We start from the raw sequence: 25,191 nt of genomic DNA on the forward strand, positions 1-25,191 counted from the left end.
GCCGGTGGCAAGAGCCACCAGCCATCAGCCTGTCGCTTGACGCTCGGGCTGGAGGAGCAAAGTCGATGCTTACTTCAGCTCGACTTTAGCGCCTGCTTCTTCCAGCTTCTTCTTGGCGTCTTCAGCCGCTTCTTTCGAAACGCCTTCAGCTACAACCTGAGGAGCGCCGTCTACTTTCTCTTTGGCTTCTTTCAGGCCCAGACCGGTCAGTTCACGAACTGCCTTGATCACGTTAACCTTCTTCTCGCCAGCTTCCAGCAGAACAACGTTGAACTCGGTTTGCTCTTCAACAGCAGCAGCAGCTACAGCTGGGCCAGCCGAAGCGGCAGCAGCGGTAACACCGAAGGTTTCTTCCATCGCTTTGATCAGCTCAACGATTTCCACTACGGATTTCTGGCCGATTGCTTCGATGATTTGTTCGTTAGTCAGAGACATGACTCAATTCCTGAATTGGGGGACGGCCTACGCGACCATCGAAATAAACAAAAAACGCGAGAAGTGACGAGCCTTAGGCTGCGGCAGCTTCTTTCTGGTCGCGAATTGCCGCCAGAGTACGAGCCAATTTGCTGGTAGCGCCTTGAATCACGCTCATCAGCTGGGAAATTGCTTCGTCACGGGTCGGCAGAGTTGCCAGTACGTCGATCTGATTAGCTGCGAGGAACTTGCCCTCGAACGCAGCTGCCTTGATCTCGAACTTGTCCTGACCCTTGGCAAACTCTTTGAAGATACGGGCAGCAGCGCCCGGATGTTCGTTGGAGAATGCAATCAGGGTCGGGCCGGTGAACACGTCGTTGAGGACACTGTATTGAGTGTCAGCAACAGCGCGCTTGAGCAGGGTGTTACGTACAACACGTACGTAAACGCCAGCTTCACGAGCCTCTTTACGGAGTCCGGTCATTGCGCCTACTGTTACGCCACGTGCATCAACCACGACAGCGGACAGAGCGACTTTGGCAGCCTCGTTGACTTCAGCGACGATGGCCTTCTTGTCTTCGAGATTAATTGCCACGGGTTTAACTCCTGCTTGTTACCGTTTCATTCGATCGGAACCGAATGTCGTTTTGGTGTCTGATTCGGTAAGGAACCGGGAGCACCATCTGCGTAGGCTTGAGGTTTAAGGCTTGCGCCGCCTACGGTCTTGGATAGCCCCCGCCAGGCAGGGACCCCAATCTTTCAATTGGCGCGACAATCCGCGCCAACCTTTGTCTTACGCGTCGAGCGAGCTCTGATCGATAACCAGACCTGGGCCCATAGTGGTGCTCAGGGTAACGCGCTTGACGTAAATGCCTTTCGACGAAGCTGGCTTGATACGCTTCAGATCAGCGATCAGGGCTTCAACGTTTTCCTTCAGCTTGACGGCGTCGAAGCCCATCTTGCCAACGGAAGTGTGGATGATGCCGTTTTTGTCGGTGCGATAACGAACCTGACCAGCCTTGGCGTTCTTGACCGCGTTGGCTACGTCTGGAGTTACTGTGCCGACTTTAGGGTTAGGCATCAGGCCGCGTGGACCGAGGATCTGACCCAGCTGACCTACAACGCGCATGGCATCCGGGGATGCGATCACTACGTCATAATTCAGGTCGCCGCCTTTCATTTCGGCAGCCAGGTCGTCCATACCTACACGGTCAGCGCCGGCAGCCAGAGCGGCCTCAGCAGCTGGACCCTGGGTGAACACAGCAACGCGAACGGTCTTACCAGTGCCGTGTGGCAGCACAGTAGCGCTACGAACAACCTGGTCGGATTTACGCGGGTCTACACCCAGATTTACAGCAACGTCGAACGACTCGCTGAACTTGACAGTCGACAGCTCGGCCAGCAGAGCAGCGGCGTCTACAATGTTGTAGGCCTTGCCTGCTTCGATTTTGCCGGCGATAGCCTTTTGACGCTTGGTCAGCTTAGCCATTACACACCCTCCACGTTAAGGCCCATGCTACGAGCAGAACCGGCGATAGTACGCACGGCTGCATCCATATCAGCTGCAGTCAGATCCGCGTTTTTGGTTTTCGCGATCTCTTCCAGCTGAGCACGGGTAACGGTGCCAACCTTAACGGTGTTCGGACGAGCGGAACCGCTGGTCAGACCGGCCGCCTTCTTCAGCAGAACCGAAGCAGGGGTGGATTTGGTTTCGAAAGTGAAGCTACGGTCGCTGTAGACAGTGATGATCACTGGAGTCGGCAGACCTGGCTCAAGACCCTGAGTACGGGCGTTGAAAGCCTTGCAGAATTCCATGATGTTCACGCCGTGCTGACCCAGAGCAGGACCAACCGGTGGACTTGGGTTAGCCTGAGCGGCCTTCACTTGCAGCTTGATGTAAGCGGTAATCTTCTTGGCCATGAGGCACTCCAATTACGGGTTCGAACGCCTCGAAAGGCTCCCCGGTTACTTGCGCGTTTATCCCAGTGACGACAAAACCCCACAGCCTAAGGCTGCGGGGTTGGGATTGCTTGCCCAGTTAGACCTTCTCGACCTGACTGAACTCGAGCTCCACCGGAGTAGAGCGACCGAAAATGAGCACTGCCACTTGGATCCGGCTCTTTTCGTAGTTAACTTCTTCCACAACGCCATTGAAATCAGCGAATGGACCGTCATTGACACGTACCGTCTCGCCTGGCTCGAACAACGTCTTCGGCTTCGGCTTGTCGCTACCATCAGCAACGCGACGCAGAATCGCTTCTGCCTCTTTATCGGTGATCGGTGCAGGCTTGTCAGCGGTACCGCCGATGAACCCCATCACCCGAGGAGTATCCTTGACCAAGTGCCAAGTACCCTCGTTCATATCCATCTGGACCAGCACATAGCCTGGGAAGAACTTCCGTTCGCTTTTGCGCTTCTGGCCGTTACGCATCTCTACCACTTCTTCAGTGGGAACCAGAATCTCGCCGAAGCCATCTTCCATGCCAGCCAGCTTTACGCGCTCGATCAGCGAGCGCATCACATGCTTCTCGTAACCCGAGTAAGCATGCACAACATACCAACGCTTAGCCACGGGACACCCTTAGCCGACAATCAAGGAAACAAGCCAGCCGAGCAGGGAATCAAGACCCCACAACAGCAACGCCATAACCAGAACAACAGCCACGACAATCAGCGTGGTCTGCGTGGTTTCTTGGCGAGTTGGCCACACGACTTTACGAATCTCGGTGCGAGCTTCCTTAACCAGTACAAAGAAAGACTTGCCCTTCGCGGTCTGCAGGCCTACAAAGGCAGCTACAGCAGCAATGGCAAGCAAAGCGAGTACACGGTACAGGATCGGCGACGCAGCGTAATACTGATTGCCAACAACGCCAACAACTACCAAAGCAACTACTACAAGCCACTTGAGCAGATCGAAGCGAGAGCCTTGAGCTTCAGCTTTAGGAGTCATCTATGAAGATCCTGTGAAAAGAAAGCCAGACACACCGAGTGAATCTGGCAGGTCAGGAGGGAATCGAACCCCCAACCTACGGTTTTGGAGACCGTCGCTCTGCCAATTGAGCTACTGACCTAAAACAAAATCAGGCCGACCATTATGCCGGCCCGAAAAATACATTACAACCGCTTATTCGATGATTTTGGCTACGACGCCAGCACCGACGGTACGACCGCCTTCACGGATAGCGAAACGCAGACCATCTTCCATCGCGATGGTTTTGATCAGGGTAACAGTCATCTGAATGTTGTCACCTGGCATTACCATTTCAACGCCTTCTGGCAGCTCGCAGTTACCAGTCACGTCAGTAGTACGGAAGTAGAACTGTGGACGGTAGCCTTTGAAGAACGGAGTGTGACGACCGCCTTCCTCCTTGCTCAGAACGTAAACTTCTGCGGTGAACTTGGTGTGCGGCTTGACCGAACCTGGCTTGACCAGAACCTGGCCACGCTCAACGTCGTCACGCTTGGTACCACGCAGCAGAACGCCGCAGTTCTCGCCAGCACGACCTTCGTCGAGCAGCTTGCGGAACATCTCAACACCGGTGCAGGTGGTGGTGGTGGTGTCACGCAGACCAACGATTTCCAGAGCATCCTGAACGCGAACGATACCGCGCTCGATACGACCAGTCACAACAGTACCGCGACCCGAGATCGAGAACACGTCTTCGATTGGCATCAGGAATGGCTTGTCGATCATACGAACTGGTTCTGGGATGTAGGTATCCAGAGTTTCAACCAGTTTACGAACGGCAGTGGTACCCATTTCGTTGTCGTCTTTGCCTTCCAGCGCCATACGAGCCGAACCGATGATGATCGGAGTGTCGTCGCCTGGGAAGTCGTAGGTCGACAGCAAGTCACGAACTTCCATCTCAACCAGTTCCAGCAGCTCAGCGTCGTCTACCAGGTCAGCCTTGTTCAGGAAAACCACGATGTACGGAACGCCTACCTGACGGGACAGCAGGATGTGCTCACGGGTTTGTGGCATCGGACCATCAGCGGCCGAGCAAACCAGGATCGCGCCGTCCATCTGGGCAGCACCGGTGATCATGTTCTTCACATAGTCAGCGTGACCTGGGCAGTCAACGTGAGCGTAGTGACGAATAGTCGAATTGTACTCAACGTGAGCGGTGTTGATGGTGATACCGCGAGCTTTTTCTTCTGGTGCGCTGTCGATCTTGTCGAATTCAACGACGGCCGAACCGAAAACTTCGGAGCAGACGCGAGTCAGAGCGGCAGTCAGAGTGGTTTTACCGTGGTCAACGTGACCAATGGTCCCAACGTTGACGTGGGGCAGGGAACGATCAAATTTTTCCTTAGCCATCGATATCACCCTCTACAGAAGAAATTAGACAAACAATATCAACCATTAAAACAAAGGCAGATATTTTCATATCTGCCTTGTTATATGGAGCTCTTGAGCGGATTTGAACCGCTGACCTCACCCTTACCAAGGGTGTGCTCTACCAACTGAGCTACAAGAGCAAAACCCTTTTGCACAACCTGCAAACTTGGAGCGGGTAGCGGGAATCGAACCCGCATCATCAGCTTGGAAGGCTGAGGTTCTACCACTAAACTATACCCGCGGAGCCTGCAGCTCACGCTTAAATCTGGTGGAGGGAGAAGGATTCGAACCTTCGAAGTCGTAGACGTCAGATTTACAGTCTGATCCCTTTGGCCGCTCGGGAACCCCTCCTAATCAGGCCGGCATTCTATATCATGCCAAACCCCTGTCAAGCATTTTCTCATTTAAAAACCTGAGGTTAGCTGCGTTGACACGCTTCACTTCGAATCCCGTTTAAGGTCTTCGCTGTGGAGCGGGCGCCATTCTATGCAAACTATTGAGCAGGTGCAACCCCTTCGCACAGCATTATTTTATGTTTTAACTCATTGAATTCCTTGGAAAGGTTTTGCAACTGCTGATCGCCTAACAAACGCTGGCTGTCGGGCGCAACTGCCAGCCAGTATCCGCTTCCAGCAGCATCTTTTGGCGCGGATTGCACATTGACCTTCATTGCCAACAGACGCTGCTGCAACTTGGCAATCGAATCCTCATCAGAAAACCCACCAAGGAACAGACACTGCTGACGCGGAGCAGCCTCTACTCTGCGCCCATCACCGGCTGTTTCGCTCAGCAGACGAATATCCTGCTGCGGACCACGATATAAATTCAAAGGCGTCACGTCTTTGGCTCGCAAGGGCGCTTCCTGCTGATGCCAGACATAATAGAAAACATTGAGAACGACGAGCAGGAGAAACAACCAACGCATAGAAACCTCAAGACAAAGGACACGCCATGGCCAGGCCGACAAACACCAGGTCGGGCACAACCCTGGCCTCAGGCACGACGCCATCCACCAACTCGGCATCCCCTCCTGTAATGAAGACCATGAAGTTTTCGCCCCAATATGCTCGAGCCAGCTCTAATTGAGTGAGTACGAAGCCCCTCAGCATCAGAGAACAACCGCGCTCCACCGCTTCAACGGTGGTCCGTCCCGGCACATGGCTGGATAGGGCCCGCTCCGCCGCCTCATCACCATAGCGAATTTTACGCGTATGGGTGCGCAGCTGGTTTCGCATCAAAGGCATGCCAGGACAAATGAACCCACCAAGATGCTCACCGTCAGCCGCAACAAAATCAGCAGTGACTGCTGTACCGAAGTCCAGAACCAGGCAAGCGTAGCCGGCTGCCAGGTGAAATCCACCAAGCACCGCCAGCCACCGATCAAGCCCTAAGCGCTCATAGTCTTCATAACCGTTTCGAACACCGGACATCTCGCGAGCGGGCTTCGCACACACGATAGGAATACTGAACTCGCGCTCAAGCATTTCGGTTAAAGCGCTGGTTTCCTCGCTGGTCCTGACGCTTACCAAACGACACTTGCGCAGCGAGAGTGACTTTATGATGCGTAGGCTCCCAAGCAAAGCCTGATTGGAATCTACAACTCCTTCCGAGACCAGCTCGCTCGCCGACGCATCCAGCACGCGCCATTTTATAAAGCTATTGCCGCAGTCAAGCTCAAGAATCATCACGCAACCTCAGGCTGAGCTCTCCGCCACTAAAAGCCTTTTCGACACCATCTACAATCAAGCGCAACCCGCCTTGGTTATCAATCCCGAGCACTACTCCATCGATACGGCTGTTACCCGCGATCAACGACACGGAGCGCCCCTGCCACAGATGATTTTCCGCCCATTCTGCCTGCAGACTTGCGAACCCGTTGAGCTGGTGTTTATGGATATAAGTCTTGAGTTGATTACTCAATTCAACCACCAGAGCATTGCGATCGCAGGCTTTGCCTGACTCCAGTTTTATAGAAGTCCATTGCTGGTCGACCTCATCGGCAACCTGCATATTCACGTTGATTCCTATACCCAATACAACATGACACACATCCGCCGGATCGCCGACGAGCTCGAGCAGAATGCCAGCTATTTTCTTGTTACCCACCAAAACATCATTGGGCCACTTCAAACCGGCATTGGGCACACCGGTGTTTCGCAAGGCCTGCATCACCGCCAAGCCAACAACAAGGCTCAATCCCTCAAGCTGACGCATGCCGCCTTCGATGCGGAGTACAAGGCTGTAATAAAGATTTTCTGCAAATGGGCTTACCCACTTACGACCTCGACGACCACGGCCTGCCAATTGTCTCTCCGCGAGCACCAAAAACGGCGCGGCGGCGCCGTCACTGATGGAGCGCAGAGCTTCGGCATTTGTCGAGTCAACAGAGTCGAACACACGCACCGGCCATTGAGGCATCTTCCTGGTTATTTCCAGAGGATCAAGGAGCGTCAGAGGCGTCGACAATTGATATCCGCGACCGCGAACTTTATGGATCGACAGGCCAAGTTCAGCTTCAAGCTGTTGTAGCTGCTTCCATACAGCACTTCGGCTTATTCCCAGGGCAACGCCCAAGTCCTGTCCGGAATGGAATCGTCCATCCTTCAGTAGATTCAACAACGTCAGCATGCAGGTATCGCCTCACAATGAGGCCCGCATAATAGCCATGCCCCGGGCCGTTGCATAGAAATCAAGCGGACACATTTCTCGCAGGCAAAACAAAACCCCAACTGCTTTCGCAATTGGGGTTTCGGAATTTAATCTTGACGATGACCTACTCTCACATGGGGAAACCCCACACTACCATCGGCGATGCATCGTTTCACTGCTGAGTTCGGGATGGGATCAGGTGGTTCCAACGCTCTATGGTCGTCAAGAAATTCGGGTACTGACTCGTGACCAGATGGCCTCGCTTCAGCAAATTGGGTATGTGACAGCTGGTGTTTGTGCGTTTCGAACTTTCGGTTCGTTTCGTCTTCACACACCGCAATCTGGCCTTTCGACGCAAATTGCTTGGGTGTTATATGGTCAAGCCTCACGGGCAATTAGTATTGGTTAGCTCAACGCCTCACAGCGCTTACACACCCAACCTATCAACGTCGTAGTCTTCGACGGCCCTTCAGGGAACTCAAGGTTCCAGTGAGATCTCATCTTGAGGCAAGTTTCCCGCTTAGATGCTTTCAGCGGTTATCTTTCCCGAACATAGCTACCCGGCAATGCCACTGGCGTGACAACCGGAACACCAGAGGTTCGTCCACTCCGGTCCTCTCGTACTAGGAGCAGCCCCTCTCAAATCTCAAACGTCCACGGCAGATAGGGACCGAACTGTCTCACGACGTTCTAAACCCAGCTCGCGTACCACTTTAAATGGCGAACAGCCATACCCTTGGGACCGGCTTCAGCCCCAGGATGTGATGAGCCGACATCGAGGTGCCAAACACCGCCGTCGATATGAACTCTTGGGCGGTATCAGCCTGTTATCCCCGGAGTACCTTTTATCCGTTGAGCGATGGCCCTTCCATACAGAACCACCGGATCACTAAGACCTACTTTCGTACCTGCTCGACGTGTCTGTCTCGCAGTCAAGCGCGCTTTTGCCTTTATACTCTACGACCGATTTCCGACCGGTCTGAGCGCACCTTCGTACTCCTCCGTTACTCTTTAGGAGGAGACCGCCCCAGTCAAACTACCCACCATACACTGTCCTCGATCCGGATAACGGACCTGAGTTAGAACCTCAAAGTTGCCAGGGTGGTATTTCAAGGATGGCTCCACGCGAACTGGCGTCCACGCTTCAAAGCCTCCCACCTATCCTACACAAGCAAATTCAAAGTCCAGTGCAAAGCTATAGTAAAGGTTCACGGGGTCTTTCCGTCTAGCCGCGGATACACTGCATCTTCACAGCGATTTCAATTTCACTGAGTCTCGGGTGGAGACAGCGCCGCCATCGTTACGCCATTCGTGCAGGTCGGAACTTACCCGACAAGGAATTTCGCTACCTTAGGACCGTTATAGTTACGGCCGCCGTTTACCGGGGCTTCGATCAAGAGCTTCGCGTTAGCTAACCCCATCAATTAACCTTCCGGCACCGGGCAGGCGTCACACCCTATACGTCCACTTTCGTGTTTGCAGAGTGCTGTGTTTTTAATAAACAGTCGCAGCGGCCTGGTATCTTCGACCGGCATGAGCTTACGGAGCAAGTCCTTCACCCTCACCGGCGCACCTTCTCCCGAAGTTACGGTGCCATTTTGCCTAGTTCCTTCACCCGAGTTCTCTCAAGCGCCTTGGTATTCTCTACCCAACCACCTGTGTCGGTTTGGGGTACGGTTCCTGGTTACCTGAAGCTTAGAAGCTTTTCTTGGAAGCATGGCATCAACCACTTCGTCACCCAAAGGGTAACTCGTCATCAGCTCTCGGCCTTAAGATCCCGGATTTACCTAAGATCTCAGCCTACCACCTTAAACTTGGACAACCAACGCCAAGCTGGCCTAGCCTTCTCCGTCCCTCCATCGCAATAACCAGAAGTACAGGAATATTAACCTGTTTTCCATCGACTACGCTTTTCAGCCTCGCCTTAGGGACCGACTAACCCTGCGTCGATTAACGTTGCGCAGGAAACCTTGGTCTTTCGGCGTGGGTGTTTTTCACACCCATTGTCGTTACTCATGTCAGCATTCGCACTTCTGATACCTCCAGCAAGCTTCTCAACTCACCTTCACAGGCTTACAGAACGCTCCTCTACCGCATCACCCGAAGGTGATACCCGTAGCTTCGGTGTATGGTTTGAGCCCCGTTACATCTTCCGCGCAGGCCGACTCGACTAGTGAGCTATTACGCTTTCTTTAAAGGGTGGCTGCTTCTAAGCCAACCTCCTAGCTGTCTAAGCCTTCCCACATCGTTTCCCACTTAACCATAACTTTGGGACCTTAGCTGACGGTCTGGGTTGTTTCCCTTTTCACGACGGACGTTAGCACCCGCCGTGTGTCTCCCATGCTCGGCACTTGTAGGTATTCGGAGTTTGCATCGGTTTGGTAAGTCGGGATGACCCCCTAGCCGAAACAGTGCTCTACCCCCTACAGTGATACATGAGGCGCTACCTAAATAGCTTTCGAGGAGAACCAGCTATCTCCGAGCTTGATTAGCCTTTCACTCCGATCCACAGGTCATCCGCTAACTTTTCAACGGTAGTCGGTTCGGTCCTCCAGTCAGTGTTACCTAACCTTCAACCTGCCCATGGATAGATCGCCCGGTTTCGGGTCTATTCCCAGCGACTAGACGCCCTATTAAGACTCGCTTTCGCTACGCCTCCCCTATTCGGTTAAGCTCGCCACTGAAAATAAGTCGCTGACCCATTATACAAAAGGTACGCAGTCACAGAACAAAGTCTGCTCCCACTGCTTGTACGCATACGGTTTCAGGATCTATTTCACTCCCCTCTCCGGGGTTCTTTTCGCCTTTCCCTCACGGTACTAGTTCACTATCGGTCAGTCAGTAGTATTTAGCCTTGGAGGATGGTCCCCCCATATTCAGACAAAGTTTCTCGTGCTCCGTCCTACTCGATTTCATTGATAAGAGATTTTCGCGTACAGGGCTATCACCCACTATGGCCGCACTTTCCAGAGCGTTCCGCTAATCTCAAATCAACTTAAGGGCTAGTCCCCGTTCGCTCGCCACTACTAAGGGAATCTCGGTTGATTTCTTTTCCTCAGGGTACTTAGATGTTTCAGTTCCCCTGGTTCGCCTCTTGCACCTATGTATTCAGTACAAGATAACCATCTTATGATGGCTGGGTTCCCCCATTCAGACATCTCCGGATCAAAGTCTGTTTGCCGACTCCCCGAAGCTTTTCGCAGGCTACCACGTCTTTCATCGCCTCTGACTGCCAAGGCATCCACCGTATGCGCTTCTTCACTTGACCATATAACCCCAAGCAATCTGGTTATACTGTGAAGACGACATTCGCCGAAAATTCGAATTTCTCAACTAAGAGAACTCACAAATTTTACCTTAGCCTGATCCGTTACCAGTGAAAGTAACGTTCAGTCTATCTTTCTATCACATACCCAAATTTTTAAAGAACGATCTAATCAAAAGACTAGAAATCAATATTCAGTGCGAATATTCATTTCTAAACTCTCAAACTTCGAAGCAGTTTATGGTGGAGCCAAGCGGGATCGAACCGCTGACCTCCTGCGTGCAAGGCAGGCGCTCTCCCAGCTGAGCTATGGCCCCATAACAAAATTGGTGGGTCTGGGCAGATTCGAACTGCCGACCTCACCCTTATCAGGGGTGCGCTCTAACCAACTGAGCTACAGACCCAATTTCGAGCTTGTAACTGTTAGCTCAGAGCTATCAGCTTGGAGCTTAAAGCTGCTTCTATCGTCTTCTTCAATGAATCAAGCAATTCGTGTGGGAGCTCATGCAGCAGCTGATGTCGTCGATTAAGGAGGTGATCCAGCCGCAGGTTCCCCTACGGCTACCTTGTTACGACTTCACCCCAGTCATGAATCACACCGTGGTAACCGTCCTCCCGAAGGTTAGACTAGCTACTTCTGGTGCAACCCACTCCCATGGTGTGACGGGCGGTGTGTACAAGGCCCGGGAACGTATTCACCGCGACATTCTGATTCGCGATTACTAGCGATTCCGACTTCACGCAGTCGAGTTGCAGACTGCGATCCGGACTACGATCGGTTTTATGGGATTAGCTCCACCTCGCGGCTTGGCAACCCTTTGTACCGACCATTGTAGCACGTGTGTAGCCCAGGCCGTAAGGGCCATGATGACTTGACGTCATCCCCACCTTCCTCCGGTTTGTCACCGGCAGTCTCCTTAGAGTGCCCACCATTACGTGCTGGTAACTAAGGACAAGGGTTGCGCTCGTTACGGGACTTAACCCAACATCTCACGACACGAGCTGACGACAGCCATGCAGCACCTGTCTCAATGTTCCCGAAGGCACCAATCCATCTCTGGAAAGTTCATTGGATGTCAAGGCCTGGTAAGGTTCTTCGCGTTGCTTCGAATTAAACCACATGCTCCACCGCTTGTGCGGGCCCCCGTCAATTCATTTGAGTTTTAACCTTGCGGCCGTACTCCCCAGGCGGTCAACTTAATGCGTTAGCTGCGCCACTAAGAGCTCAAGGCTCCCAACGGCTAGTTGACATCGTTTACGGCGTGGACTACCAGGGTATCTAATCCTGTTTGCTCCCCACGCTTTCGCACCTCAGTGTCAGTATCAGTCCAGGTGGTCGCCTTCGCCACTGGTGTTCCTTCCTATATCTACGCATTTCACCGCTACACAGGAAATTCCACCACCCTCTACCATACTCTAGCTTGCCAGTTTTGGATGCAGTTCCCAGGTTGAGCCCGGGGATTTCACATCCAACTTAACAAACCACCTACGCGCGCTTTACGCCCAGTAATTCCGATTAACGCTTGCACCCTCTGTATTACCGCGGCTGCTGGCACAGAGTTAGCCGGTGCTTATTCTGTCGGTAACGTCAAAATTGCAGAGTATTAATCTACAACCCTTCCTCCCAACTTAAAGTGCTTTACAATCCGAAGACCTTCTTCACACACGCGGCATGGCTGGATCAGGCTTTCGCCCATTGTCCAATATTCCCCACTGCTGCCTCCCGTAGGAGTCTGGACCGTGTCTCAGTTCCAGTGTGACTGATCATCCTCTCAGACCAGTTACGGATCGTCGCCTTGGTGAGCCATTACCTCACCAACTAGCTAATCCGACCTAGGCTCATCTGATAGCGCAAGGCCCGAAGGTCCCCTGCTTTCTCCCGTAGGACGTATGCGGTATTAGCGTTCCTTTCGAAACGTTGTCCCCCACTACCAGGCAGATTCCTAGGCATTACTCACCCGTCCGCCGCTGAATCCAGGAGCAAGCTCCTTTCATCCGCTCGACTTGCATGTGTTAGGCCTGCCGCCAGCGTTCAATCTGAGCCATGATCAAACTCTTCAGTTCAAACATCTTTGGGTTTTTAAGAAACCCTAAACTTGGCTCAGCAATCGTTGGTTACATCTTTGATTTCTCGCGGAGTAACTTGTGATGCTGATAATCTTGTTGACTATCAGTCTGACTGCACAAGCACCCACACGAATTGCTTGATTCAGTTGTTAAAGAGCGGTTGGTTAAGATCTTTCGTCTCAACCGAGGCGCGCATTCTACAGCAGCCTCATTTGCTGTCAAGTGATTATTTTCAGAAGTTTTCGAAGAATTCTTCAACAACTTCAACCACTTGCGCTTCCGATCTCTCGTTAGCGGGAGGCGAATTCTACAGCGTTAATCGCTGCTGTCAACACCTCTTTTTCTCCGCTTTCGACCGAGAAGATCGAACCGTTAAAAGAGCCACACATCACTGCTCTTTCAACTCCTTCCAGGCTTCGATGATCTGAAGCAAGCCGCTGTCGAAAACTGCGTAACCCTTTGAATCTCAAGGAGTTTTCCGTTTCGACTGCGCCGGAAGTGGGGCGAATTATAGACTTCTAGAATTCGCCGTCAACCCCCAATTTCAACTTTATTCAGATTTCAGCGTAATACGTGCGAAAGCCTTCTTGCCAGCCTGACAAACATGAGTCGCGCCCAGTGCATATATAAAGGAGCGATCAACCACTTCGCCATCGACCCGGACTCCGCCCGCCGCCAACAGATCTCGCGCCGCCGCTGAGTTCTTCACCAAGCCAGCCTTATTAAGGACGGCAGCGATTGGCATATCCTCAACCGAAGACAGTTCGATCTCAGGCAAGTCATCTGGAAGCTCGCCATCCTTCATGCGGTTGCCGGCGCCTCGGTGAGCATTCGCCGCAGCCTCCTCACCATGGAAGCGCGCAACGATTTCTTCAGCCAGCTTGATTTTGATGTCGCGTGGATTCGCCCCAGCTTCGACGTCAGCCCGGAATGCGTTGATTTCATCCATCGAACGGAAGCTGAGCAACTCGAAGTAACGCCACATCAGCGCATCCGGGATGGAAACCAGCTTGCTGTACATAACGCCTGGTGCTTCCTGAATACCGACATAGTTGCCCAGCGACTTGGACATCTTCTTCACGCCATCCAGACCTTCCAGCAATGGCATCGTCAGAATGCACTGTGCCTCCTGCCCATACCCACGCTGCAACTCACGCCCCATCAGCAAATTGAATTTCTGATCGGTACCGCCCAGCTCGACATCCGCGCGCAGCGCGACCGAGTCATAACCCTGAACCAGCGGATAGAGGAACTCGTGAATAGCGATTGGCTGATTAGTGGTGTAGCGCTTGTCGAAGTCATCGCGCTCAAGCATCCGAGCGACGGTGTATTGCGAGGTCAGACGAATGAAATCCGCCGGCCCCATCTTGTCCATCCAGGTGGAGTTGAAGGCAACTTCGGTTTTCGCCGGATCAAGGATTTTGAAGACCTGAGTCTTGTAGGTCTCAGCATTTTCCAAAACCTGCTCACGCGTCAGTGGCGGACGCGTGGCGCTCTTGCCACTTGGATCACCGATCATCCCGGTGAAGTCACCTATAAGGAAGATCACCTGGTGCCCCAGTTCCTGGAACTGACGCAGCTTATTAATAAGCACGGTATGCCCAAGATGCAGATCCGGAGCGGTAGGGTCGAAACCAGCCTTGATACGCAGCGGTTGGCCGCGCTTGAGCTTCTCGACCAGCTCGGACTCGACCAATAGTTCTTCCGCACCACGTTTAATCAGCGCTAGCTGCTCTTCAACCGACTTCATAACAGACCCGCAAGGCTCAGATTCAAAGGGAACCAACCATACAAGAACGCGCACCAATTACAAGTTTTGCCCGGCGCACGGACACCAATCCACAGACCCGAGGTCTGTAGACTTGCTTCAGCGATGATTTGGTTATATTTTATACAGTTATTTCATCTTCATCATGTCATTCATCTTTTCCAATTCATCTATTTCAAAGTCAAAAATTACCTATGACCACAGCACCGTCTAAAGCGCCCCCGCTTTACCCGAAGACCCACCTGCTCGCCGCAAGTGGAATCGCCGCCCTTCTCAGCCTGGCGCTGCTGGTATTTCCCTCCAGCGATGTTGAAGCCAAAAAGACGACTCTGAGTCTTGAACTGGAAAGTCCAGCTGAACAACTGACACAAGATCAAGACGCTGCTGATGCGACTCAAGCCACAAACGAGCCCGTAGCTTCGCCGTTCGCACAAATCGAAAACAGCGACGAAAACGCCGCGCAAACCGCTGAAACCGCGCCGGCACCTGTAGCGCCTGCTGAGAAACCAAAAGAGCCTGGGCACCGTGAGGTCGTGGTTTCCAAAGGCGATACGCTGTCTACCCTGTTTGAAAAAGTCGGTCTGCCTGCGGCCTCCGTGCACGAAGTACTGGCAAGCGACAAGCAAGCCAAGCAGTTCAGCCAACTCAAGCGCGGCCAGAAACTCGAATTCGAACTCAGCCCGGAAGGCCAGTTGACCAGCCTGCACAGCAAGGTCAGCGACATTGAAACCATTACTCTGACCAAGAACGATAAGGGCTATACGTTCAATCGGGTCACCGCCAAGCCAACCGTTCGCACTGCCTACGTCCACGGTGTCATCAACAGCTCACTGTCGCAGTCCGCAGCCCGCGCCGGCCTTTCTCACAGCATGACCATGGATATGGCCAGCGTCTTTGGCTACGACATCGATTTCGCGCAGGACATTCGTCAGGGTGATGAATTCGATGTGATCTACGAGCAGAAAGTCATCAACGGCAAGGCTGTCGGCACCGGCCCGATCCTGTCGGCGCGCTTCACCAACCGCGGGAAGACTTACACCGCTGTTCGCTACACCAACAAACAAGGCAACAGCAGCTATTACACTGCCGATGGCAACAGCATGCGCAAGGCCTTCATCCGTACGCCGGTTGACTTCGCCCGCATCAGCTCGAAGTTCTCCATGGGCCGCAAGCACCCCATCCTCAACAAGATCCGCGCGCACAAAGGTGTCGACTATGCAGCGCCGCGAGGCACGCCGATCAAGGCTGCCGGTGACGGCAAAGTGTTGCTGGCCGGTCGTCGTGGTGGTTACGGCAACACTGTGATCATTCAGCACGGCAACACTTACCGTACGCTCTATGGCCATATGCAGGGCTTTGCCAAAGGCGTGAAAACCGGTGGCAGCGTCAAGCAAGGTCAAGTCATTGGCTATATCGGTACAACTGGCCTTTCCACCGGCCCGCATTTGCACTATGAGTTCCAGGTCAACGGCGTTCACGTCGATCCGCTGGGCCAGAAGCTGCCGATGGCCGATCCGATCGCCAAGTCCGAACGCGCGCGCTTCCTCGCGCAGAGCCAGCCGTTGATGGCGCGCATGGATCAAGAGAAGGCCACCATGCTGGCTTCGAGCAAGCGCTAAGCCATGGCCCTGTATATCGGTGTGATGTCCGGAACCAGTCTCGACGGGCTGGACATCGCCCTGATCGAGCAGACCTCGGCGATCAAACTCATCGCCACCCACTACCTGCCAATGCCTGACTCCATGCGCGCCGAGCTGCTTGGCTTGTGCACCAGCGGCCCCGACGAGATCGCCCGCTCGGCGATTGCCCAGCAACACTGGGTCGAACTTGCCGCCTCGGGCATTCACAGCCTCCTCGCGCAACAACAACTCAAGCCCGATGCCATCCGTGCCATCGGGAGCCACGGTCAGACCATTCGCCATGAGCCGGCGCGCGGGTTTACCGTGCAGATCGGTAATCCAGCCCTGCTGACTGAGTTGACCGGTATTACCGTCGTCAGCGATTTCCGCAGTCGCGATGTCGCAGCGGGTGGCCAAGGTGCGCCTCTGGTGCCAGCCTTTCACGAAGCGTTGTTTGAAGAGCGTACTGGTAACCAGGCAGTCTTGAATGTCGGCGGATTCAGCAATCTCAGCCTGATTGAGCCGAACAAACCTGTAGCCGGTTTCGACTGCGGGCCGGGGAATGTTCTGATGGACGCCTGGATTAACCGGCAACGGGGCGAGAACTATGACCGGGACGGCAAATGGGCTGCGACCGGCAAGGTTGAACCAACCCTGCTCAAGGCACTGCTCAGCGACCCGTTCTTCGTGACCAAAGGCCCGAAGAGTACCGGCCGGGAAGTCTTCAATCTGCCATGGCTGGAACAGCATCTATCGCGTCTGCCGACTTTCGCAGCCGAAGACGTTCAGGCTACGCTGCTCGAACTGACGGCGCTGACCATCGTCGAGTCGCTACAAGGCGCTCAATCGGACACTCAGGAATTGCTGGTTTGTGGCGGCGGCGCGCACAACGCGACGCTGATGAGACGTCTGGCGGATCTGCTGCCAAATACCCAAGTCGCCAGCACCGCAACTCACGGCGTTGACCCTGACTGGGTAGAAGCCATGGCCTTCGCCTGGCTTGCGCACTGCTGCCTCGAAGGCATCGCCGCCAATCGACCAAGCGTCACCGGCGCTCGCGGCCTGCGCGTACTCGGCGCCATCTACCCGGCCTAAACTTCAGATACAAAAACGCCGCGGAACCGAAAGGCTCTGCGGCGTTTTGTTGTGTGCGGTGAAGCGCGATCAGATCGAGAACGACGACCCGCAACCACAAGTCGTGGTGGCATTCGGGTTCTTGATCACGAAGCGCGAACCTTCCAGACCTTCCTGATAATCCACCTCGGCACCGGCCAGGTACTGGAAGCTCATCGGATCGACCACCAGGCTCACGCCTTCGCGCTCGACGATGGTGTCGTCATCGGCCACGTCTTCATCGAAGGTGAAACCGTATTGAAACCCTGAACAACCGCCGCCCGTAACAAATACGCGCAGCTTCAAGCGATCATTCCCCTCTTCATCGACCAGGCTCTTCACCTTGTGCGCAGCACCTTGAGTGAATTGCAAAGCCGTGGGGGTGAAGGATTCGACGCTCATGCTGACTATCTCCCGGCGTTACGCCGCCATAATGCGTGATGACGCGCATTATCCGCTTGTCCTAGAAAATTGGTCAACTATTAGAGGAGCAGCGGCAAGCTTCAAGCGGTGAGCTTCAAGCTTGCCTCTGATCTCTTGTAGCTTGTGGCTTGAAGCTCGTAGCTGCTTTTAAGGCAGCATGCCGGCGTGGGACAGGCCGAAGCGCTCGTCCAGTCCGAAAAGAATGTTCATGTTCTGCACCGCCTGGCCCGAGGCGCCCTTGACCAGATTGTCGATCACCGAGAGCACGACCACCAGATCGCCATCCTGTGGACGATGCACGGCGATGCGACAGACGTTGGCGCCGCGCACGCTACGGGTTTCCGGGTGGCTGCCGGCTGGCATGACATCGACGAACGGTTCGTTGGCATAGCGCTTTTCGAACAGTGCCTGCAGATCAACCGAGCGATCCGCTACTGTCGCGTAGAGCGTGGAGTGAATACCGCGAATCATCGGCGTCAGGTGCGGGACGAAGGTCAGGCCGACATCCTTGCCCGCCGCGCGACGCAGGCCCTGGCGAATTTCCGGCAGGTGGCGATGACCTTTTACCGCATAGGCCTTCATGCTTTCCGACGTCTCGGAGTACAAAGAACCTACAGCCGCACCACGCCCGGCACCACTGACACCGGATTTGCAGTCGGCGATCAAACGCGATGCGTCGGCCAGACCTGCTTCCAGCAATGGCAGGAAACCCAATTGCGTTGCGGTCGGATAGCAACCCGGCACCGCGATCAGGCGCGCTTTCCTGATCTGCTCGCGATTGACTTCCGGCAGACCATAGACCGCTTCGTCCAGCAATTGCGGTGCGCCGTGTGGCTGGCCGTACCACTTGGCCCATTCATCAGCATCTTGCAGACGGAAGTCGGCGGACAGGTCGATGACCTTGGTGCCCGCCGCCAGCAGCTCGCCTGCCAAGGCGTGAGCCACACCATGTGGCGTGGCGAAGAAAACCACATCGCAGGCGCCAAGGGTTTTCACGTCCGGCACGCTGAACGCCAGCCCGTCATAGTGACCGCGCAGGTTCGGGTACATGTCGGCCACGGCCAGACCGGCCTCGGATCGGGAAGTGATGACGACCACTTCTGCCTGCGGATGCTGTGCCAACAGACGCAGCAGTTCGACACCGGTGTAACCCGTGCCGCCGACGATACCGACCTTGACCATAAACCTGCCCTCAACGAACCCACTGGAAAGCCGTCGATAATAGGGGCCGCGCGCGCCTGCGACAACCGCCAAGGTGACGCGTGGGCGCTCAAGCCTCTACTATCTGGCTACCGTGAATGAGGGAATAACCAAAAATGCTCTATCTATGGCTCAAAGCGTTTCACATTGTCAGCGTCGTCTGCTGGTTTGCCGGGCTGTTTTACTTGCCGCGCCTGTTCGTTTACCACGCGCAAAGCACCGACTCGATCAGCCAGGAACGCTTCAGCGTCATGGAGCGCAAGCTGTATCGCGGCATCATGGGCCCGGCGATGATCGCCACGCTGATCTTCGGTGGCTGGCTGATCTACCTTAATCCATCAATCTTCAGCCAGGGCGGCTGGATTCACGCAAAACTGACTCTGGTCGTATTGCTGATCGGCTACCACCACATGTGCGGCGCGCAGGTAAAACGCTTTGCCCGTGGCGAAAACACCCGCAGCCATGTCTTTTATCGCTGGTTCAATGAAGTGCCGGTTCTGATATTGCTGGCTATCGTAATTCTGGTCGTGGTCAAGCCGTTCTAACTTCAACCAATACAGGTCCTTGGGGGGTTCACAATGTCGCTGCCCGCTTTGCTCGAACAACGTCTGCGTCTGCCCGTAGTAGCAGCGCCGATGTTCCTGATCTCCAATCCGGAACTGGTGCTCGCCTGCTGCCGCAACGGCGTGGTCGGCAGCTTTCCGGCTCTGAACCAACGCGAAAGCAGTGGGTTCAAGGCCTGGCTGGAACAGATCGAAGCGGGCCTGGCGGCGCTGGATAATCCGGCTCCTTATGCGGTGAACCTGATTGTTCACCACAGCAACCCGCGTCTGCAGGCGGATCTGGACATCTGCGTCGAGCACCAGGTGCCGATCGTGATCACCAGCCTCGGCGCGGTGAAGGAACTGGTCGACGCGGTGCACAGCTACGGCGGTCTGGTGTTTCACGACGTGACCACGCGGCGCCATGCCGAGAAAGCCGCCGAAGCCGGCGTCGACGGGCTGATTGCCGTCGCGGCCGGCGCCGGCGGGCATGCCGGCACCTGGAGTCCGTTTGCGCTGATTGCCGAGATCCGTGAGTTTTTCGACAAGACGCTGTTGCTTGCAGGATGTCTGAACCACGGCCATGAGATTCTCGCCGCGCAGCTGCTCGGTGCGGATTTGGCCTACTTCGGTACGCGATTTATCGGCACCACCGAAAGTCACGCGCCTGACGCTTATAAAGAAATGCTGCTGACAGCCAAGGCTGCCGACATCATTCATACTCCAGCGGTGTCGGGAGTGCCGGCCAGTTTCATGCGCCAGAGCCTGGAGGCGGCCGGTTTCGACATGGCGGCACTGCAAGGCAAGGGCGAGGTCAATTTCGGCGACAAGCTAAAGCCGATCAACGATGAAGCCAAAGCCTGGAAGACCGTGTGGTCGGCGGGTCAGGGTGTTGGCCAGATTGGCGATCTGCCAAGCGTGGAACAGTTGATCGCGCGGCTCGACGCTGAATATCGTCAGGCCCAAGCGCGCGCTGCACAGTTGCCACAACGCTGGCCGCGCTGAAAAACATATCTGGCCAGTCCTGATCAGACTGGCTGCCAAATGAATCGCGACAAGGATGCCTCGGCCATGAGCGACACCCGTTACAAGATCGTCTTCGACGGCGCGCTGCAGCCCGGCGTCGACCTCACCACCGCCAAACTGAATCTGGCGGATCTGTTCAAAAGCGATGTGGCCGCCATCGAGCGCCTGTTCAATGGCCGCACCGTCGCCCTCAAACGTGATTTGTCTCACAGCGATGCGCAGACGTATCTGCAGGCGTTGAACAAAACCGGGATCGATGCGCGGATCGAAGCGGAAACAGCCATCGAGCTGAATCTCGCGGACGTACACGATAACCCTGCTGCGGTGGTGGAACCGGACTCGCCTTACGCACCGCCGCGCGCCAATGTCGGTGAAGCTCTGCCGCCATTCGCCACGCTCAAGCCATTCAGCGTCGAAGGCCGGATCGGTCGCCTGCGTTTTCTGGCCTGGACCATGGTCTTGAGTCTGGTGACCCTGCCCATCGTCGGCGTGTTTGCCTTGATTGCGTTGGGCCTGGTCAGCGGCGACTCGACTACCGGCCTGATCCTCGGCGGCATTCTGGCGGTCTTCCTGTTCATTGGCTTCATGATCGTCAGCATTCTGTTCAGCGTTCAGCGCCTGCACGATATCGGCTGGTCGGGCTGGCTGTGGTTGTTGAATCTGGTGCCGTTCGTGGGCAGTTTCTTCCCGCTGGTGATCATGGTTGTGCCCGGCAATACCGGCGCCAACCGCTATGGGCCGCCGCCGCCACCGAACAGCACGGCGGTCAAAGTGCTGTGCTCGTTGTGGATCGTATTCTTCGCACTGATTTTTGCCGGCGGCCTGCTTGGCGGCTTCTCGGCTGTGCAGGAAGAATATGAAAGCAATCTGGAGAGCAGCTATGACAGCGGCTCGGTGACCACCGACGAAGTTGAGGTTGTCGAGCCGCCAGCGATTTCCGCCGACGAGGCAGCCGAACCGGCGCAGGCCCCTGTAGACTCTGCGCAAGAATGAACAGCGCTCCCTGCCGCGACAACCGCGTCGCCGGCGCGGAGCTGTTGCGATGGAGAACTGCATGACCCGTTACGCTCTGATCACCGGTGCTTCCAGCGGCATCGGCCTGGCCATGGCCGAAGCACTGGCCCGGCGCGGCCGCAGCCTGATTCTGGTGGCACGACAGCGTGATCAGCTGGAAAGTATCGCCATCGAGCTGACCCAGCGTTTCGATGTCGAAGTATTGTTTCGCGCCTGCGACCTCGGCGAACCGTTGCGCCTGTCGGGCTTTTTGCTGGAACTGGAAGAAGGCGACCGGCAGATCGATCTGCTGGTCAATTGCGCAGGCATCGGCACTTGCGGGCCGTTCCTGGCGCAAGACTGGATGACCGAGCAGGACCTCATCGAGGTCAATATCCTCGCCCTCACCCGCCTCTGCCATGCGCTGGGTAACAGCATGGCGCTGCTGGGTGGCGGGCAGATTCTCAACGTCGCGTCGGTCGCCGCCTACAGTCCTGGCCCGTGGATGAGCACGTACTACGCCAGCAAAGCGTATGTGCTGCATTTTTCCGAAGCCTTGCGCGTGGAGCTCAAACAAAGCGGCGTGAAAGTTTCGGTGCTGTGCCCCGGCCCGACGCGGACACCGTTCTTCCGAACCGCACAGATGAGTAGCGAAAAGATCGAAAGCAGCCACTCGCTCATGAGTGCGGAAGAAGTGGCACTGCATGCCGTACGCGCACTGGATAAAAACCGCGCCATCATCATTCCGGGACGACGCAACCGCTGGCTGGCCTTTTTGCCGCGACTGGGTTCGCGCTGGCTTAACCGGACGATTGTCGGCATGGTCAACAAAGCTTACTGCCCCCGCTAGGAAGACGACTTCGAAGCGGTACACTCGATTCAGCCCAACTCAACGGAGAAACAGCAGTGGATACTCTGTTCACCAAGATCATCAACCGGGAAATCCCGGCCAATATCATTTACGAGGACGACCAGGTTCTGGCCTTCCACGACATCGCCCCACAGGCTCCGGTGCACTTTCTGGTAATCCCGAAAAAACCGGTGCGCACGCTCAACGACCTGACCGAAGACGACAAGGCGCTGGCCGGGCACATCCTGTTCACCGCGCAGCGTCTGGCGCTGGAACTGGGTTGCGAAGAGGGCTTCCGCGTGGTGATGAACTGCAATGAACTTGGCGGGCAGACTGTCTATCACATCCATATGCACGTGCTGGGGCAGCGCCAGATGAACTGGCCGCCGGGCTGATTGGCGACAACCAACCGTGGCAGCGAGCCTGCTCGCGAAGGCGCCAATACATCCAACACTTCAGTAGCCGATAATCCGCTTTCGCGAGCAGGCTCGCTCCCACAAAAAAGCCTGACCGCGCAGCAAGTGACCCAGCGCAAACCCTCGCCGGCCGATTCGGTTAAACTGGCCGCCGAGATTCTTCCCGGAGGTCAGCATGACTACCCAACGTCACTACTCGCCCATAGACCGTCTGCTGCTGCAAGCCGATGCCGCGATGCGCACCCTGTTGCCCTTCAGTGGCCAGCCGTACCGCCCGTCGCCAGCGATTCTGCAGCCGGATACGCAGATGAGCGATGAAGACACCCGCCACGTCGCCGGTTTGATGCGCATCAACCATACCGGCGAAGTCTGCGCCCAGGCGCTGTATCAGGGACAGGCGCTGACCGCCAAGTTGCCGCAGGTACGCGCAGCCATGGAGCACGCGGCTGAAGAAGAGATCGATCATCTGGTCTGGTGTGAACAGCGCATCCATCAGCTGGGTAGCCATACCAGCGTGCTGAATCCACTGTTTTACGGCATGTCGTTCGGTATCGGCGCGGTGGCCGGGCTGATCAGCGACAAGGTCAGCCTTGGTTTCGTTGCGGCGACCGAGCATCAGGTCTGCAAACACTTGAACGAGCATCTCGAGCAGTTGCCGGCCGAGGACGAAAAATCCCGGGCGATTCTCGAACAGATGCGCATCGATGAAGAACACCATGCGGAAAGCGCGTTGGATGCGGGCGGATTTCGTTTTCCGGCGCCGGTGAAGTTCGGCATGAGTTTGTTGGCGAAGGTGATGACCAAGAGTACTTATCGGATCTGAGATCTGTGTCGGTGCTGATGACCTCTTCGCGAGCAGGCTCGCTCCCACAGGGTTTTGGGTGAGGCATGAAAAAGGCGACCAGGAGGTCGCCTTTTTTGTGTCCGGGAATCTTAGGTCGGCATGTTGCGCGCGTAGAAGATTTCCAGCATTTCGTGTTTCACACGGTCGGTCACCTGGGCACGCTGCTCGGGCGAGAGGTTGCTGGTGGCGTCGCCGAACAGGTAGTTATCCAGTTCGAAGTTCTTCAGCAGCATTTTGGTGTGGAACAGGTTTTCCTGGTACACGTTCACGTCGGTCATCTGGTACGCGTCGCGGGTGTCTTCGGAGAGGTAGTTCTGGATCGAGTTGATCTCGTGGTCGATGAAGTGCTTGTTGCCTTCAACGTCACGGGTGAAGCCGCGCACACGGTAATCCACGGTCACGATGTCCGAATCGAACTGGTGAATGAGGAAGTTGAGCGCTTTGAGCGGTGAAATGACACCACAAGTCGACACGTCGATATCCACACGGAAGGTCGCAATACCGTCGTCCGGATGGATTTCCGGATAGGTGTGCACCGTGATGTGGCTCTTGTCGAGGTGGGCCAGAATGATTTCGGGCAACGGGCCCGGCGATTCTTCGATCTGGCTGTCAGTCGGGGTCACCGGCTCTTCCGAAATCAGAATCGTGACGCTGGCGCCCTGGGGTTCATAGTCCTGACTGGCGATGTTCAGGATGTTGGCACCAATGATCTCGACAACTTCTGTGAGAATCTGCGTCAGGCGTTTCGCGTTGTACTCTTGATTGATGTACTCGACGTAAGCCTGCTGGTCTTGCGGGGTCTCCGCGTAGCAGATGTCATAGATGTTGAAGCTCAAGGTCTTTGTCAGGTTATTGAACCCGTGGAGCTTGAGTTTGCTTTTCACCGTTAAAAACTCTCTATGTATGCGGCGCGGCCGCGTGATCAAGCATGCCCGTCAAGTGCGAACAACGCACCTGCGTAGGACGGTTAACACCTCTTCGCGATGGCGATTTTGGTTATCTGTTCAGGCGGATGACCTGTCGGCTGACCGATCACTGCCCTGAAAAAAGTGGCGCATTATGCAGACGTCAGCGGGGGATCGCCAGAGTCTGCACTCCTTTTATGATAGTTGAATGTCGGTTCAGCCGAGTTCGACGATTTCATAGTCGTGGGTAATTGCCACGCCAGCCGCGCCGAGCATGATCGACGCCGAGCAATACTTCTCGGCGGACAGCTCGATGGCGCGCTTGACCTGGGCTTCTTTCAGGCCCCGGCCCTTGACCACGAAGTGCATGTGGATCTTGGTGAAGACCTTCGGATCTTCGGTCGCACGTTCGGCGTCGAGGAAGGCTTCGCAGCTTTCAACGGCCTGACGCGACTTCTTCAGGATGCTGACCACGTCGAAGTTGCTGCATCCGCCGACACCGAGCAAGAGCATTTCCATCGGGCGAACCCCGAGGTTACGGCCACCGGCGTCCGGCGGGCCGTCCATCACTACGACATGACCGCTGCCGGATTCGCCGAGGAACATGGCTTCGCCAGCCCATTGGATGCGTGCCTTCATCGCCCAGACTCCACTGTAAAAAAAGGGTCGCCAGCTTAGCACAGCACTTTGTCCCGACAGGAACGACGTCCTAGGACGGATGCTTTCTGGCTGTAGGTAATTTCTCGAATTTACGACGA

23 protein-coding genes, 6 tRNA genes and 3 rRNA genes are annotated in these 25,191 nt (G+C 55.4%); 8 read left to right on the top strand and 24 right to left on the bottom strand.

Annotation, left to right across the window (positions count from 1 at the left end):
* Nucleotides 1-69 precede the first annotated feature (69 nt).
* The 20 genes from rplL to tyrS all read right to left on the bottom strand — a co-directional run bounded on the left by rplL (nt 70) and on the right by tyrS (nt 14,484).
* On the bottom strand, nt 70-435 hold the full coding sequence (gene rplL / locus HU724_RS25385; RefSeq protein ID WP_007962228.1) for a 50S ribosomal protein L7/L12: 366 nt from the start codon (nt 433-435) through the stop codon (nt 70-72).
* Between the two features lie 73 nt (nt 436-508).
* Nucleotides 509-1,009, bottom strand: a complete 501-nt coding sequence (gene rplJ, locus HU724_RS25390) for a 50S ribosomal protein L10 (protein ID WP_008081912.1) — start codon at nt 1,007-1,009, stop codon at nt 509-511.
* A 198-nt stretch (nt 1,010-1,207) separates the two neighbouring features.
* Nucleotides 1,208-1,903 (bottom strand): 50S ribosomal protein L1, encoded by a 696-nt coding sequence (rplA, locus tag HU724_RS25395; protein WP_016772938.1) that lies wholly within the window; start codon nt 1,901-1,903, stop codon nt 1,208-1,210.
* Entirely contained in the window at nt 1,903-2,334 is a 432-nt protein-coding gene (gene rplK, locus HU724_RS25400) for a 50S ribosomal protein L11 (RefSeq protein WP_003176435.1), read from the bottom strand. The genes rplA and rplK overlap by 1 nt, the downstream gene beginning before the upstream one ends.
* 118 nt (nt 2,335-2,452) lie before the next feature.
* The gene (gene nusG / locus HU724_RS25405) at nt 2,453-2,986 is read right to left on the bottom strand and encodes a transcription termination/antitermination protein NusG (protein WP_007957598.1); all 534 of its coding nucleotides are present in this window, start codon (nt 2,984-2,986) and stop codon (nt 2,453-2,455) included.
* 9 nt (nt 2,987-2,995) lie between these two features.
* Complete coding sequence (gene secE, locus HU724_RS25410; protein ID WP_016772937.1) at nt 2,996-3,364, bottom strand: preprotein translocase subunit SecE; 369 nt, start codon at nt 3,362-3,364, stop codon at nt 2,996-2,998.
* 45 nt (nt 3,365-3,409) lie between these two features.
* Nucleotides 3,410-3,485 (bottom strand) — tRNA-Trp (locus HU724_RS25415).
* A gap of 53 nt (nt 3,486-3,538) precedes the next feature.
* On the bottom strand, nt 3,539-4,732 hold the full coding sequence (gene tuf, locus HU724_RS25420; protein WP_024014521.1) for an elongation factor Tu: 1,194 nt from the start codon (nt 4,730-4,732) through the stop codon (nt 3,539-3,541).
* Nucleotides 4,733-4,817: 85 nt separating this feature from the next.
* Nucleotides 4,818-4,893 (bottom strand) — tRNA-Thr (locus HU724_RS25425).
* 27 nt (nt 4,894-4,920) lie between these two features.
* A tRNA-Gly gene (locus HU724_RS25430) sits at nt 4,921-4,994 on the bottom strand.
* Between the two features lie 25 nt (nt 4,995-5,019).
* A tRNA-Tyr gene (locus HU724_RS25435) sits at nt 5,020-5,104 on the bottom strand.
* A gap of 142 nt (nt 5,105-5,246) precedes the next feature.
* Nucleotides 5,247-5,678, bottom strand: coding sequence for a hypothetical protein (locus HU724_RS25440; RefSeq protein WP_133336166.1), 432 nt, complete (start codon nt 5,676-5,678; stop codon nt 5,247-5,249).
* A gap of 7 nt (nt 5,679-5,685) precedes the next feature.
* Complete coding sequence (locus HU724_RS25445) at nt 5,686-6,438, bottom strand: pantothenate kinase (RefSeq protein ID WP_186568805.1); 753 nt, start codon at nt 6,436-6,438, stop codon at nt 5,686-5,688.
* Nucleotides 6,428-7,381, bottom strand: coding sequence for a bifunctional biotin--[acetyl-CoA-carboxylase] ligase/biotin operon repressor BirA (gene birA, locus HU724_RS25450; protein ID WP_016772932.1), 954 nt, complete (start codon nt 7,379-7,381; stop codon nt 6,428-6,430). Before birA ends, HU724_RS25445 begins: the two co-directional genes overlap by 11 nt.
* Nucleotides 7,382-7,513: 132 nt before the next feature.
* Nucleotides 7,514-7,629, bottom strand: a 5S ribosomal RNA gene (gene rrf, locus HU724_RS25455).
* Nucleotides 7,630-7,776: 147 nt separating this feature from the next.
* A 23S ribosomal RNA gene (locus HU724_RS25460) occupies nt 7,777-10,670 on the bottom strand.
* Between the two features lie 238 nt (nt 10,671-10,908).
* Nucleotides 10,909-10,984, bottom strand: a tRNA-Ala gene (locus HU724_RS25465).
* A 10-nt stretch (nt 10,985-10,994) separates the two neighbouring features.
* Nucleotides 10,995-11,071, bottom strand: a tRNA-Ile gene (locus HU724_RS25470).
* A gap of 123 nt (nt 11,072-11,194) precedes the next feature.
* Nucleotides 11,195-12,731 (bottom strand): 16S ribosomal RNA (locus HU724_RS25475).
* The 16S, 23S and 5S rRNA genes sit together here with 2 tRNA genes alongside, the layout of an rRNA operon.
* 553 nt (nt 12,732-13,284) lie before the next feature.
* On the bottom strand, nt 13,285-14,484 hold the full coding sequence (gene tyrS, locus HU724_RS25480) for a tyrosine--tRNA ligase (RefSeq protein ID WP_024014528.1): 1,200 nt from the start codon (nt 14,482-14,484) through the stop codon (nt 13,285-13,287).
* 212 nt (nt 14,485-14,696) lie between these two features.
* Here tyrS and HU724_RS25485 point away from each other — a divergent pair, with 212 nt between their 5' ends.
* Together HU724_RS25485 and HU724_RS25490 are read left to right on the top strand one after the other, a co-directional pair.
* Entirely contained in the window at nt 14,697-16,121 is a 1,425-nt protein-coding gene (locus HU724_RS25485) for a peptidoglycan DD-metalloendopeptidase family protein (RefSeq protein WP_186568876.1), read from the top strand.
* Between the two features lie 3 nt (nt 16,122-16,124).
* The gene (locus HU724_RS25490; RefSeq protein WP_186568877.1) at nt 16,125-17,216 is read left to right on the top strand and encodes an anhydro-N-acetylmuramic acid kinase; all 1,092 of its coding nucleotides are present in this window, start codon (nt 16,125-16,127) and stop codon (nt 17,214-17,216) included.
* A 69-nt stretch (nt 17,217-17,285) separates the two neighbouring features.
* On the opposite strand, the gene erpA is transcribed toward HU724_RS25490, so the two are convergent.
* Both erpA and argC read right to left on the bottom strand, forming a co-directional pair.
* On the bottom strand, nt 17,286-17,636 hold the full coding sequence (gene erpA, locus HU724_RS25495) for an iron-sulfur cluster insertion protein ErpA (protein ID WP_007918905.1): 351 nt from the start codon (nt 17,634-17,636) through the stop codon (nt 17,286-17,288).
* Between the two features lie 168 nt (nt 17,637-17,804).
* On the bottom strand, nt 17,805-18,839 hold the full coding sequence (gene argC / locus HU724_RS25500) for an N-acetyl-gamma-glutamyl-phosphate reductase (RefSeq protein ID WP_110603588.1): 1,035 nt from the start codon (nt 18,837-18,839) through the stop codon (nt 17,805-17,807).
* A 134-nt stretch (nt 18,840-18,973) separates the two neighbouring features.
* Between argC and hemJ the strand changes: the two genes are divergently transcribed.
* The 6 genes from hemJ to coq7 all read left to right on the top strand — a co-directional run bounded on the left by hemJ (nt 18,974) and on the right by coq7 (nt 23,507).
* Entirely contained in the window at nt 18,974-19,402 is a 429-nt protein-coding gene (gene hemJ, locus HU724_RS25505; protein WP_186568878.1) for a protoporphyrinogen oxidase HemJ, read from the top strand.
* 33 nt (nt 19,403-19,435) lie between these two features.
* Nucleotides 19,436-20,404 carry an NAD(P)H-dependent flavin oxidoreductase gene (locus HU724_RS25510; RefSeq protein WP_186568879.1) on the top strand — a complete coding sequence of 323 codons (969 nt, stop codon included), beginning with the start codon at nt 19,436-19,438 and terminating at the stop codon, nt 20,402-20,404.
* 66 nt (nt 20,405-20,470) lie between these two features.
* Nucleotides 20,471-21,418 (top strand): DUF805 domain-containing protein, encoded by a 948-nt coding sequence (locus HU724_RS25515; RefSeq protein ID WP_186568880.1) that lies wholly within the window; start codon nt 20,471-20,473, stop codon nt 21,416-21,418.
* Between the two features lie 61 nt (nt 21,419-21,479).
* Nucleotides 21,480-22,268 carry an SDR family NAD(P)-dependent oxidoreductase gene (locus HU724_RS25520; protein ID WP_133336122.1) on the top strand — a complete coding sequence of 263 codons (789 nt, stop codon included), beginning with the start codon at nt 21,480-21,482 and terminating at the stop codon, nt 22,266-22,268.
* A 56-nt stretch (nt 22,269-22,324) separates the two neighbouring features.
* Nucleotides 22,325-22,663: a histidine triad nucleotide-binding protein gene (locus HU724_RS25525; RefSeq protein WP_016772924.1), complete on the top strand. Its 339-nt coding sequence runs from the start codon at nt 22,325-22,327 to the stop codon at nt 22,661-22,663.
* A 196-nt stretch (nt 22,664-22,859) separates the two neighbouring features.
* Complete coding sequence (gene coq7, locus HU724_RS25530) at nt 22,860-23,507, top strand: 2-polyprenyl-3-methyl-6-methoxy-1,4-benzoquinone monooxygenase (RefSeq protein ID WP_041476678.1); 648 nt, start codon at nt 22,860-22,862, stop codon at nt 23,505-23,507.
* Between the two features lie 110 nt (nt 23,508-23,617).
* Here coq7 and speD read toward each other — a convergent pair whose 3' ends face one another.
* Both speD and HU724_RS25540 read right to left on the bottom strand, forming a co-directional pair.
* Nucleotides 23,618-24,412 carry an adenosylmethionine decarboxylase gene (gene speD, locus HU724_RS25535; RefSeq protein WP_024014530.1) on the bottom strand — a complete coding sequence of 265 codons (795 nt, stop codon included), beginning with the start codon at nt 24,410-24,412 and terminating at the stop codon, nt 23,618-23,620.
* Between the two features lie 237 nt (nt 24,413-24,649).
* Nucleotides 24,650-25,072 (bottom strand): OsmC family protein, encoded by a 423-nt coding sequence (locus HU724_RS25540; protein ID WP_016772921.1) that lies wholly within the window; start codon nt 25,070-25,072, stop codon nt 24,650-24,652.
* Between the last annotated feature and the right edge of the window lie 119 nt (nt 25,073-25,191).

The sequence above is a fragment of the Pseudomonas iranensis genome (assembly GCF_014268585.2).
Lineage (GTDB): Bacteria > Pseudomonadota > Gammaproteobacteria > Pseudomonadales > Pseudomonadaceae > Aquipseudomonas > Aquipseudomonas iranensis.

Excerpts from the sequence above, each read along its gene's own strand:
- rplL (WP_007962228.1), bottom strand. The coding sequence starts at position 435 with ATGTCTCTGACTAACGAACAAATCATCGAAGCAATCGGCCAGAAATCC.
- rplA (WP_016772938.1), bottom strand. The coding sequence starts at position 1,903 with ATGGCTAAGCTGACCAAGCGTCAAAAGGCTATCGCCGGCAAAATCGAA.
- rplK (WP_003176435.1), bottom strand. The coding sequence starts at position 2,334 with ATGGCCAAGAAGATTACCGCTTACATCAAGCTGCAAGTGAAGGCCGCT.
- secE (WP_016772937.1), bottom strand. The coding sequence starts at position 3,364 with ATGACTCCTAAAGCTGAAGCTCAAGGCTCTCGCTTCGATCTGCTCAAG.
- tuf (WP_024014521.1), bottom strand. The coding sequence starts at position 4,732 with ATGGCTAAGGAAAAATTTGATCGTTCCCTGCCCCACGTCAACGTTGGG.
- HU724_RS25440 (WP_133336166.1), bottom strand. The coding sequence starts at position 5,678 with ATGCGTTGGTTGTTTCTCCTGCTCGTCGTTCTCAATGTTTTCTATTAT.
- HU724_RS25445 (WP_186568805.1), bottom strand. The coding sequence starts at position 6,438 with ATGATTCTTGAGCTTGACTGCGGCAATAGCTTTATAAAATGGCGCGTG.
- birA (WP_016772932.1), bottom strand. The coding sequence starts at position 7,381 with ATGCTGACGTTGTTGAATCTACTGAAGGATGGACGATTCCATTCCGGA.
- tyrS (WP_024014528.1), bottom strand. The coding sequence starts at position 14,484 with ATGAAGTCGGTTGAAGAGCAGCTAGCGCTGATTAAACGTGGTGCGGAA.
- HU724_RS25485 (WP_186568876.1), top strand. The coding sequence starts at position 14,697 with ATGACCACAGCACCGTCTAAAGCGCCCCCGCTTTACCCGAAGACCCAC.
- HU724_RS25490 (WP_186568877.1), top strand. The coding sequence starts at position 16,125 with ATGGCCCTGTATATCGGTGTGATGTCCGGAACCAGTCTCGACGGGCTG.
- erpA (WP_007918905.1), bottom strand. The coding sequence starts at position 17,636 with ATGAGCGTCGAATCCTTCACCCCCACGGCTTTGCAATTCACTCAAGGT.
- argC (WP_110603588.1), bottom strand. The coding sequence starts at position 18,839 with ATGGTCAAGGTCGGTATCGTCGGCGGCACGGGTTACACCGGTGTCGAA.
- hemJ (WP_186568878.1), top strand. The coding sequence starts at position 18,974 with ATGCTCTATCTATGGCTCAAAGCGTTTCACATTGTCAGCGTCGTCTGC.
- HU724_RS25510 (WP_186568879.1), top strand. The coding sequence starts at position 19,436 with ATGTCGCTGCCCGCTTTGCTCGAACAACGTCTGCGTCTGCCCGTAGTA.
- HU724_RS25515 (WP_186568880.1), top strand. The coding sequence starts at position 20,471 with ATGAGCGACACCCGTTACAAGATCGTCTTCGACGGCGCGCTGCAGCCC.
- HU724_RS25520 (WP_133336122.1), top strand. The coding sequence starts at position 21,480 with ATGACCCGTTACGCTCTGATCACCGGTGCTTCCAGCGGCATCGGCCTG.
- coq7 (WP_041476678.1), top strand. The coding sequence starts at position 22,860 with ATGACTACCCAACGTCACTACTCGCCCATAGACCGTCTGCTGCTGCAA.
- HU724_RS25540 (WP_016772921.1), bottom strand. The coding sequence starts at position 25,072 with ATGAAGGCACGCATCCAATGGGCTGGCGAAGCCATGTTCCTCGGCGAA.